Genomic DNA, 11,473 nt, shown 5'->3' with positions numbered 1-11,473 from the left:
TTATCTTCTTTAGCAGGAATCATCGCGGTCTGTTAACTTTCCACCAAGAATTGCGCTTAGTTGAAAAAGGTTATTACTATTTCTGATGCTGCAACACTGGCCATAAACAGTCAGTGGCTGCAGTGCGGCGGTCAACTGGCCAGTAAGGAAACTGTGCTCAGCACTTTGGAGCATTTAGGGTACGTACAGATTGACACCTTGTCGGTCGTGGAACGCGCGCATCATCACGTGCTGTGGTCGAGGATGGGCGGATACAAGCAGGCCTGGTTGTCTGACTTGCTGCATGGAAAGAAAATTTTCGAGTACTGGTCGCATGCCGCAGCTTATCTGCCCATGAAGGATTTCCGTTTTTCCCTGATCCGTAAATCGGAATATGCCAAAGGCAAATCTCATTGGTTTGCTCAGGACAAAAAAGTGAAGCGCTATGTGCTGAACCGTATTAAGCGGGAAGGGCCGCTTCAGTCAAAGGATTTTGAAGCACCGGAGGAGAACCGGCAAAGCTGGTATTACTGGAAACCTGCAAAACGTGCGCTTGAACAACTGTTCATGGAAGGCAAGCTGATGGTTAGCCACCGGCAGGGGTTTCAAAAGGTTTACGACCTCACGGAAAATATATTGCCCACTGCAGTAAATACAGCGTTGCCGACGAAAATGGAATATGCAATGCACCTGGCAGAACAATCCATTCGTGCGCATGGCATACTGACGGAGAAAGAAATGTATTACCAGCGTGGCGGCTGGAGCGAGTATGTAAGCAAAGCCGTGCGCAGGATGCTGAAGGAAGGGCAGGTAACGGAGTGGAGGATGGAAGGACATGAAGCGGTAAAATGCTATTGTGCTGCGGGCACAGCATTTCATCCTGCTACAAGGATGCCGCAACAGGAAGTGGAAATTCTTTCTCCGTTTGATAATCTCCTGATACAACGCAGCAGGCTGAAAAGGCTCTTTGATTTTGATTATACGATAGAATGTTATCTGCCGGAACACAAAAGAAAATTCGGTTATTTCACCTTGCCGGTATTGTATGGCAATAGTTTTATTGCACGGATGGATCCCAAAGCCGACCGGCAGCAAAGAGTTTTTTATATTAAGAATCTGGTTTTTGAAAAAGGAATACAACCGGATGACGAAATGCTGACTGCATTTGCCGGCAAACTGAAACAATTTGCAGCATTTAACGGCTGCATAAAAATAGAATTCGGAAAAAGTAATGTGAAAAATTTGCAAGGCGCACTGAAGAAATTAACCTCGTAAACCGGTGAACTAAAGTGAAATACCAGGTTGTAGGTCATGTGCTAATTTCATGCTGCAGATAGTCAATGGAAGATGAGTTATGTTCTTGCGGCATAAGCAGTTCCTGCTTCTATAAGCAGCTATTAATATTCAGCTGTTACACGCTGGCACTTCCGCACAGGAAGATCTCAGCTGCATTTCATCTTCATCACCACTTGAATTTTTCCCTGCTAAGGAATGCACCAACTCCTTTTTTGCAATCATCACTGCTTCTCGTTGTTGCATTCATCTCAGCAGCATATTGGAGTGCCTCATGCAGTTCCATGCCCGGTACCTTTGTCAGCATTTCCTTGGTGGCTGCCAGCGATTGTGCAGATGATTCTTCAGAGAGCCTGGTGGCGAAAGCTTTTACATAGCCGGCAATTTCATCTTTTGCAACAACCATGTTGATCAGTCCGTAATCAACCGCTTCATCAGCGCTGATTAATTTACCGGTATAAAGCAATTCCCTTGTTTTTACACCGCTGATTTTTCTTAACAGGAAAACCATTACGAGCGCAGGTATGAAACCGATTTTAACCTCTGTATATCCAAACTTTGCTTCCGGCACGGCAAAACAAAAATCGCAAACAGCAGCCAGCCCGCAGCCACCGGCAATAGCATGGCCTTCCACCTGGGCAATCACTATTTTTTTAAGCGTATGTATTTTTAGAAGCAACGTTTTTAAAAGTGACGAATCGGCCAGGTTTTCTTCATAGGAAAAATGCTGCAGCTGCTGCAGATATTCAAGGTCTGCACCGGCGCTGAACACGTCACCTTCAGCCTTTAGAATTACTATCTTAACAGCTGCTTCATTTTCCGCTATTTGCAATGCTGCGGTCAGCTCAGTTACCAATAGCGAATTCAGTGCATTTTTTTTCTCCGCCCTGCTGAGCGTGATATAATACAACCGGTCGTGTTGCTCTGTTTTTATCAATGAAAAATTCATACGATAGCTTGTTTAACAAATGTACTATTTCAATTAATAGCCCAAAACCTGCATGGTAAGGGTTTCCGCAAAGGGCGTGCAAGCGCTTTGGCTGGTAACCAATCCTGCCGCATTATATACTTCCACCATCAGATATGCCGGATATAAGCCCCGTCTTTCATTACATCATGTGTCGCCATGCCAAGTTCTTCGGCTTCTCGCTGCCACTTGCTGACCTTGTAGCTGTTGTTCGAGCCATCAAAAATAATGGCAGTAGTTTCAAAATAGTTGGTCAGGTCATGCATGCTAATGGAGGGATTGCCGGAAATCAGTAAGGCATCCACTTTCAGTCTGCTTCCTGTTTTATTCGCTGGTAAGGGCCTGTTGACGAGGGCTATTTTGTAATTATAGAATTGAAAAAAAGAGCAGTCGGGTGATATGGCTGAAATTACCTTTTCACTGATAGCACCTGTTGTGTGACTGCTTGTGGCAGGAGTGATTTGGTGCAGCCGCCAGTGTTGCACCAGGTATAAGGAGTCACCACCGGATATGGAGCCTGCAGCCTGGTACATCACCGCTTCATTTTGTGATCTGAATTCCAGCACACCTGTCTTTTTAAAGGCGTATACCGTAAAAGAATGCTGTCCGAAAATGCTGCAAGCGTGTATGCAATGCAGGGTGAGTAAGAAAACAAAACTGACGGCTGTTGCGAACATCCAGTTCCTGGACCTGGTAATAAAATATCTGCTGATAAAAATGATCAGTGCGCCGGTGAGCAGCATCTGCGTAAAATCCGTGCCGGCGAGATGAATGATAGCGGCAGGCAGGCTTTGAATCCGCAGAATAAATTCATTCATAATATAGGTAATCCATTGCGCTGCTTCGCCGGTTAGTGTTGCTAACACTGGTATAAATTGAAGTGCTATAATGGCCAGACCGAGATGCAGGATGATACCGGCTGCAGGTATTACCACAATGTTGGCGGGCAGGAAATACAATGGAAACTGGTGAAAGTAAAAGGTTGTCAGCGGGAAAGTTGCGATCTGCGCCGCCAGTGACATAGCCATCATCTTCCACAGGAAATCTATGATTTTATTTTCCCTGGGAAGCCATTGATCAATGTATTTGTTCAATGTGCCGATGCCGGTTACTGCAAGGTAAGAAAGCTGAAAACCTACGTCCATCACCAGCAGCGGATCAGCCAGCAGGATGGCAAAAGCGGAGCAGGAAAGGATATTGAATAAGTTCACCGGCCGTTTCATGTTTTTGCCGATGGTAATGAAGGAAAACATGGCAGCGGCGCGCAGCACTGAACCCGATAATCCGGTAACCAGTGTAAAGATCCAGATGGCCGACAGAATGACGATGGATTGTATTGCTTTACCGTGCTTTTTCCTGTTAAGAAAAAATAAGAGTTGATGCAGCAGGGCAAATAAAATAGCAACATGCAAGCCTGATACTGCCAGCACGTGTACGACGCCGGCTGCGGTGTAAGATTGCGTGGTTTCTGCCAACATATGGTCCCGGTAACCGATCACAAGCGCTTCCACCACGCCGGCTTCCCGCGCTGATGAAATATGCTTTTGAATAGCTTGCAGCGACAGGTCCCTTAATCTAAAGGTGAATGCAATTAAGAAATTGCCGCTGCCTGATGACAGTTTCATCCAGTCATCAGATTGAAGGAAGGCAGTAGCGTAAATTTCCCGGTACCATAGATATTCTTTATAGTCAAACTGATCAGGGTTAGCAGGGCCTGCCACGAGCTGAAAAGAATTTTTAACCAACAGCACATCCCCATATTGCAGTGTTGCCGATTGCTCGTTTTTTTCAAGGTAAAGGACAGAGCGGCCTGCAACTGGCATCATGGATTCATGGCTGTTCATCTCCACTACTGATATCACTGCTTTATAGGTGCGCTCTTTTTCAACCGGTGGTTCTGTGATGATTACCCGGAAAAAATCAGCCTGTTGCAGGTGATGCACAAACTGCTCCTGATGGTATGCATCAATACGCTGATGCGCCAGGATATTGCCTGCCGTGAAGATGGACAGCTGAAAGCAGCAACCCAGCCAGGCGGCATATTTATAGAGCCTGAATGTTTTGTTTTTTGTGGAAAAGTGCAGGAGCATCACCACCAAAAGGAGGCAAGGCAACAAAAAGAATGGAAGGTGTAGTGGCGTAAAAACGCAAGTGAGCAGTCCGGCTAAAAAAGGTAATAGAATACGGACAAAAGGATATTCATTCCAGTGATGCATAGATATTATATATAGATAAGAATACAGGCGAAATATCTTCGCGGCATCTAAGTTAAAATTTAATAGTGATTCAAAAAAGTGCACCATGAACCGGTTGCATTAAATATCTCGGAAAGCGGATTCATCGCGATATTGCCTTATTGCCACTCACGTTTTTTTTAAAAGCAATGCTGCCTGTCTTCGTGTTACAATGACGTGTTGCAGAAAGCCATCCTTAACTAATAAGCGCTTTCAATCATACAATGATGAAAGAGGTGATAAACTATCTTGCCCGTGTTTTGGCGAAGTGCTATATTTGCCGAAACTTATTTCAGCTTGCAGCCGCGGATCATTCTTGACAGCAAACGATTCCTTCTCACGCTCAACCGGCTTTGTTTTCAGCTAATAGAAACGCAAAAGGATTTTACCGATACGGCAATTATTGGCGTGCAGCCGCGCGGCATTTATCTCTCCGACAGGATTCACCGCAGGCTGACTGAGATTACCGGCAAGAATATCCTTTACGGCATTATTGATCCCACATTTTACCGTGACGATTACCGTACCGCGGAAAAGCAACTGACACCGAAAGCCACAAGCATCAGGTTCTCAACCGAAAACAAAAAGGTGGTACTGATTGATGATGTGTTGTTTTCAGGAAGAACCATCCGGTCGGCCATGGACGCATTGCTCGACTTTGGCAGGCCGGCCAAGGTGGAGTTGCTCGTGCTGGTTGACAGGCGTTTTACCCGGCAGCTTCCCATTCAGCCTGACTATATTGGTATTTCCATCGATTCCCTTACCTCGGAACGTGTAAAAGTTGATTGGGAAAAAAGTGAAGGGGCCGATCGTATCTGGATTGTTCCGGCAAAACAAAATGAGCTATGAATGCACTGAGCGTAAAACATCTGCTGGGCATTAAGTATCTCACCCGCGAGGATATTGAGATAATTTTTGAATCAGCCGATGAATTTAAAGAAGTGCTGAACAGGCCAATAAAAAAGGTGCCTTCTTTGCGTGACACCACTATTGTGAATCTCTTCTATGAAAATTCCACGCGGACAAGGATCTCATTTGAGCTGGCGGAAAAGCGGTTGTCGGCAGATGCAATCAATTTCACTTCTTCAGGTTCTTCGGTAAAAAAGGGAGAAACGCTGATTGATACGGTCAACAATATCCTGGCAATGAAAGTAGACATGGTCGTGATGCGGCATCCAAGCCCTGGTGCTCCCATATTTCTTTCAAAGCACATTGATGCGAGCATCATCAATGCCGGTGACGGTACGCATGAGCATCCTACACAGGCTCTGCTTGATGCCTATTCCATCCGGGAAAAACTGGGAAAAGTGGAAGGGAAAAAGATTGCCATTATCGGTGACATCCGTCATTCACGGGTAGCGCTCTCGAATATATTCTGTCTTAAAAAACTCGGTGCCGAAGTGATGGTGGCCGGGCCACCCACATTAATTCCGATGTATATTGAATCACTGGGTGTAAAGGTGGAATACGATGTGCGTAAAGCACTGGCCTGGTGTGATGTGGCGAATATCCTGCGGATTCAGCTGGAACGGCAGGAGATTCAATACTTCGCTTCATTACGTGAATACGCATTGTATTTCGGTATCAACAAGCGGCTGCTGGAAGAAATAGGGAAAGATATCGTCATCATGCATCCCGGGCCGATAAACCGTGGCGTAGAGATTACCGGTGATGTGGCCGACTCTGAACACTCCATCATATTAGATCAGGTGGAAAATGGCGTCGCCGTCCGTATGGCAGTTTTATATCTGCTGAGCGGAAGGAAAGAAGCATAAGACCGGGATGCTGCTGCAACAGCAAGCCTTTTATCAGCAATATCACTGGCAGAATATGATCAAAATTCAATGCCTGCGTGAAGCGGTTATATTGGATAATGTTGGCCTTGAACAGGAGAGATTCTCATAACTCATCTCTTTGCTATGCTGGCATCCGTTGTCAAATTAAGTTCAATCATTAGCGGAGATTAGGTTGCAGCATTTGCCGGAATAATTTTGTCAAGTGCATGATTCCTCTTTTATTTCTGTTCTTGAAAATGTGTCGCGGATAAACTTTATTTGTTTAGGATAAATGAATCACTAAATTTAAACTCGTAACCCTCAAATCATACTTCATGAATAAAATCATTACTGTACTATCAATGGCAATTGTGTGCGTATTTACGTTCAACACATTCGCACAGCAGGGATCCAGGCACTACACAGGCACAGCTGCCACTCCGTATTACCAGGGCGCATCGCAGGTATATGTCAATCAAAAACGGAATACCATTTCCTTTATTCGATTACAGGAACAGGAGCATGTACCGCTTCTATCAGCTAAAGACTGGCTGAAAAACCAGGTGCTGAAACCTGCGGCAGGCACCGACCTTGTTGCCTACCAGCAATTCAATGATAAAAGTGGTTTCACCCACATACGTTACCGCGAACATTTCAAAGGTGTGCCGGTAGAATATGGTGTATACTATGTACATGCAAAGGATAACAAGGTGAAATCTGCCAATGGTGAATGGTATGATGGCATTTCAATTTCTACCTCACCTGCCATTACCGCCGCACAGGCTTATCAGTCTGCCTGCAACTATATGAATGCCAAAACCTGGTGGCATGACCGTGAAGAAACAGATAATAACAAACTGATGATCTTGCCTGATAATGGTAATTATCACCTGGTGTATAAATGCGATGTGTATGCGAAAGACCCCTGGAAACGGGAATGGATCTACGTGGATGCACAGAATGGTTCGGTGGTGAAGGCTGAATCGCGCATTCACGAAACGGATGTTCCGGGTACAGCCGTCACCGCCTATTGCGGCACACAGCCCATCGTTTGTGACAGCTTCCAGACGAATAATTTCCGCCTTCGGGAGTATACGCGTGGCGCAGGGGTGGAAACTTTTAATGCCTCAGAGCCAAATGACTTTACCGGTCCGAGTAAAAACTGGAACTACAACGGCGGATTCGACACGTATGCTTTGGATGCGCATTTTGGCGCCGAAGCTACCTACGATTATTACAATGATCATTACGGATGGAAATCAGTGGATGGAGCAGGCCTTCAGAAACTGAAAAGCCTGGTGCATGCCGGCGGAGGCATCAATGCCTTCTGGGATGGCACGTACATGAGTTATCTTGATGGCGATGCAGGCATGGGTGTTACACCGCTGACTTCGCTGGAAGTATGCGGGCATGAGCTGACTCATGGCGTTACTGAACATTCCTCAGGTCTCGTTTATTCCTGTGAACCCGGTGGTATGAATGAATCATTGTCAGATATTTTCGGTATCACCATCCGCTTCTTGAATGTTCCCAACTCGACCTGGTACCTCGGTGATCAGTTCAATTATCTTATCAGGAATATGGCCAACCCCAATGAATTCAGCAATCCTGATTGTTATGGAGGTTTGTATTGGTCTAATTGCCCGGAGGTGCATTCGGGAAGCGGTGTAGGTAATTTCTGGTATTACTTGCTTACGGAAGGAGGAGAAGGCGTGAATGATGTAGGCAACAGTTACTTTGTGGAAGGCCTTGGTTTATTGGATGCCGGTGCAATTGCTTTCCGTTGCAACACAGTTTACCTGACGCCAAATTCTGAATACGCCGACTTCAGGGATCTTTCATTGCAGGCAGCGCAGGATCTCTTCGGTGATTGCTCCAACCAGGCAGTGCAAACCGTTAATGCATGGTATGCCGTGAATGTAGGCGGACCATTTGATGATGCCGTAACGGCGATATTTTCCGCCCCGCAAACTTCATTTTGCACTGCTTCTGCCGCAGTATCATTTTTCAGCAGCAGCCTGAATGCCACAGATTATCTGTGGGACTTCGGTGATGGAACCACTTCAACAGCACAAAATCCCGTGCACACCTATCCCGGAGTTGGCGTCTACACCGTTACGCTGATTGTTAACGGACTTGCTCTTTGCAACACTTCTGATACCCTGGTGAAAACGGATTATATCACCATCGAAAATGTAGGACAACCTACCGGTGCGGCCTGTACACCCGTGACCACGCAGCCTTCTTCCGGCTTCGGTGTGTTCAAAGTAAACCTGAATGAAATTGACAAGACGAGCATTGGAAGCACCGAAGGGTACCAGGACTTTTCCTGCTCCGATTTCACACACCTCGTAGCGGGCGATCCTGTTTTACTTTCCGTAACAACAGGAGCAGGGAAGAGTGAGGACCTGCGTGTATGGCTCGATTACAACGGTGATGGTGCATTTAATGAAACCAACGAATTGATTTACCAGGACAATGCCGTGATCGGTGTACACAGCGGTATCATTTATACTTCCGCGACTGCTGTATTGAATACACCGTTGCGCATGCGTGTTACAGATGATAAGGGCGCCAATAGCATTACCGGTTCATGCTATAACCCGCAATTCGGCCAGGCTGAAGATTACTCCGTGATTTTTCAGGCCGCGAATGCCGCGCCTGTCGCTGATTTCACATCTGATGTTACCAGTGTGAATTTTGGCGGAGCAGTGAATTACTTTGATCTGAGTACCAATGTTCCCACAAGCTGGGAATGGACCTTTGAGGGAGGATTGCCCGCCACCTCAACGGCACAGAATCCAACCGGCATCGTATATAATAATGTGGGCACCTATGATGTGACGCTGAAGGTGACCAATTCTTTCGGCACGCATACCATTGTTAAACCTGATTACATAACGGTGGATCCTGTATTTAATGTATGTGACCTGTCTGCAGTCGGCCTCACGAGCGGAACATTCTATGATACCGGCGGACCTTCCGGCAATTATCAGAACAATGAAAACTGCACACTCCTGATTTCTCCACCCTGCGCAGGAAGTATCACTCTTACCTTTACTTCTTTTGCATCACAGGCGAACAACGATTATCTAAAAGTGTATGATGGTGTAGATGCTTCTGCACCGCTTTTACTCAGCGTTTCCGGCTTCCCTTTCCCATATCCCTCCGTGACTGGCACATCAGGAAAGCTATACATAACCTGGACATCCAATTCTTCACAGGCTAATGCCGGCTACGCAGCCAACTTTACGTCAGTGGTAGGAGGCACAGTTACACCGGTAGCTGACTTCACCATAAGCAACAGCAACCCGGCCTACGGACAGCAGGTTGACTTTGCCGATATTTCTACTAACAACCCGATTGATTATGCATGGGATTTCGGTGACGGCGGAACATCAGTCTCCCCGAACCCTTCACATACCTTCCCGGGATCAGGTTCTTATCTCGTGCAATTGATTTCATCCAACTGCGGTGGATCAGATACCATTACGAAAACAGTGGTGGTGCAGGCAGCTCCTATCATTAAGGTGAATCCCAGTAGTCTGAATATTTCGCTCAACTGCAATACTACAAGCGCTACGGTTCCTGTTACCATCAGCAATGAAGGTGCCGGTGACCTCGTGTATGACATACATGAACTGGAATATAATTTCCAGGGAGACAAACCCAACATCCTTGCGCTTACCTATGGAGCCGATGCCTTTGAATCTTACCCAAATACAATCAGTGCCATCAATTCCTATTATCCGGGAACGACTACGTTAGCTGAAATCAACACAACCAACTCTGAGGACCTGGCAGCAGCGCTGGTCGGTAAAAATGTTTGCCTTATTACAAAAGCCGTAGGTACGGCTTCCGACTATCTGAATTTCGCGATACCATTACAGAATTTTGTGAATAACGGAGGAACCGTAATTTTTTGCGGCACCACCAGTTCGAAAGTTAGTTGCCTCTGGAATACCGGTTTGCTGGCCGGAACCTACGGTGCCGTTGCTACCAATTTTGTGTTGCCCGTTGTTAATACCACGCATCCGATTACACAATCGCTGGGCAGTGAAATTGCAGATGGCCCGAAGAATTCTCATTCCCTTAACCTGACATCACCAATTAATGACCTTATCACTTATGCAGGCGCCGCAGTGGTAGGTTACCAGGATGTTGGATATGGTCATATCGTTTATCTTGGATTTGATTATAAGATCGTCGAAACCCCTTCCGGCACGGTGATAGGAAATACACTGTCATGGGTGAATTCGATGCTGGTGAGCGACTGGGTATCCCTGAATCCATCCGGAAACGGTACCCTGGAACCGGGCAATTCACAGATAATTAATGTGACGGTAAACAGTGAAGACCTGGCTGATGGTATTTACACGGAATATATAATAGTCAACAGCAACGACCCGACACATCCTACTGATACCGTACATTTAACCGTCACAGTTGATCAGGACAATTGCTCTTCCTTCAATGCATTTCATTCATGCGAAGGAATGGTTTGTTTTGATGACTCTGTGCCGGCAACAACGACGTCTGTTACCTGGAGTTTTGGCGATGGCGGAATCTCTTCACAGAATGATCCTTGCCACACCTACACTAACAGCGGCAGTTATGCAGTTCAGCTGATTGCCTGCGGTCCGGATGGCTGCGATACGGTGAATCAGAATGTAGACGTGGTCATTCTTGCTGCGGCAGTTGATTATTCACCGGCTGTAGTTTATGAAAATGAAATCGTTTCCTTCAACAGTAATTCTTCAGGGGCGGTTTCCTGGAACTGGAATTTCGGTGACGGCGGAACTTCAACGCAACAAAACCCAACGCATGTCTATACGGCCGGCGGAATTTACACTGTGACACTGATCGTGCATGATGCGGCAGGCTGTACTGAAACTAAAACAGAATCTATCAACATCCTTCATGTTGGTATTGATGAACCTGATTACGAACTGTCATTTGTTATATATCCAAATCCTTTCAACACGCAGGCCATTATTCAGTATACTTTGCCTGCCGGTGAAACTGTGAACATTGATCTTTGGAATGCGCTAGGTCAGAAAGTCAGCAGCATCGTCGATAATGCAACGCAACAGGCCGGCTCTTACACTTACCCGGTTTCTGCCGTAGAAGCTGGCATTTATATGGTAAGAATTGCCGTAGGAGACACCCTGATTTGGAAAAAACTGGTGCGCGTAAACTGATTTTGCATCAATAGTTAAAACCGT

General features: G+C 46.1%; 6 protein-coding genes. 4 read left to right on the top strand and 2 right to left on the bottom strand.

Going from position 1 to position 11,473, the window contains the following annotated elements; translation table 11 throughout:
* Positions 1 to 60 precede the first annotated feature (60 nt).
* Positions 61 to 1,254 (top strand): winged helix DNA-binding domain-containing protein, encoded by a 1,194-nt coding sequence (locus K1X61_11240; GenBank protein ID MBX7109212.1) that lies wholly within the window; start codon positions 61 to 63, stop codon positions 1,252 to 1,254.
* Positions 1,255 to 1,441: 187 nt separating this feature from the next.
* Here K1X61_11240 and K1X61_11235 read toward each other — a convergent pair whose 3' ends face one another.
* Both K1X61_11235 and K1X61_11230 read right to left on the bottom strand, forming a co-directional pair.
* Positions 1,442 to 2,221, bottom strand: a complete 780-nt coding sequence (locus K1X61_11235; protein MBX7109211.1) for an enoyl-CoA hydratase/isomerase family protein — start codon at positions 2,219 to 2,221, stop codon at positions 1,442 to 1,444.
* Between the two features lie 128 nt (positions 2,222 to 2,349).
* Positions 2,350 to 4,455, bottom strand: coding sequence for a ComEC family competence protein (locus K1X61_11230; protein ID MBX7109210.1), 2,106 nt, complete (start codon positions 4,453 to 4,455; stop codon positions 2,350 to 2,352).
* Positions 4,456 to 4,770: 315 nt separating this feature from the next.
* On the opposite strand from K1X61_11230, the gene pyrR reads away from it, so the two are divergent.
* The 3 genes from pyrR (at position 4,771) to K1X61_11215 (ending at position 11,449) form a co-directional block, all read left to right on the top strand.
* Positions 4,771 to 5,322 carry a bifunctional pyr operon transcriptional regulator/uracil phosphoribosyltransferase PyrR gene (pyrR, locus tag K1X61_11225; GenBank protein MBX7109209.1) on the top strand — a complete coding sequence of 184 codons (552 nt, stop codon included), beginning with the start codon at positions 4,771 to 4,773 and terminating at the stop codon, positions 5,320 to 5,322.
* Positions 5,319 to 6,248, top strand: coding sequence for an aspartate carbamoyltransferase catalytic subunit (locus K1X61_11220; protein ID MBX7109208.1), 930 nt, complete (start codon positions 5,319 to 5,321; stop codon positions 6,246 to 6,248). The genes pyrR and K1X61_11220 overlap by 4 nt, the downstream gene beginning before the upstream one ends.
* Positions 6,249 to 6,583: 335 nt before the next feature.
* Positions 6,584 to 11,449, top strand: coding sequence for a PKD domain-containing protein (locus K1X61_11215; GenBank protein ID MBX7109207.1), 4,866 nt, complete (start codon positions 6,584 to 6,586; stop codon positions 11,447 to 11,449).
* Positions 11,450 to 11,473 lie beyond the last annotated feature (24 nt).

The organism is Chitinophagales bacterium (genome assembly GCA_019694975.1).
In the GTDB taxonomy this organism is placed as follows: domain Bacteria; phylum Bacteroidota; class Bacteroidia; order Chitinophagales; family UBA10324; genus JACCZZ01.
This window is presented reverse-complemented; position numbering and strand designations above follow the sequence as displayed.

Bases quoted from the DNA above. Each gene is read 5' to 3' on its own strand.
- K1X61_11235 (MBX7109211.1), bottom strand. From the start codon at position 2,221: ATGAATTTTTCATTGATAAAAACAGAGCAACACGACCGGTTGTATTAT.
- K1X61_11220 (MBX7109208.1), top strand. From the start codon at position 5,319: ATGAATGCACTGAGCGTAAAACATCTGCTGGGCATTAAGTATCTCACC.
- K1X61_11230 (MBX7109210.1), bottom strand. From the start codon at position 4,455: ATGCATCACTGGAATGAATATCCTTTTGTCCGTATTCTATTACCTTTT.
- K1X61_11215 (MBX7109207.1), top strand. From the start codon at position 6,584: ATGAATAAAATCATTACTGTACTATCAATGGCAATTGTGTGCGTATTT.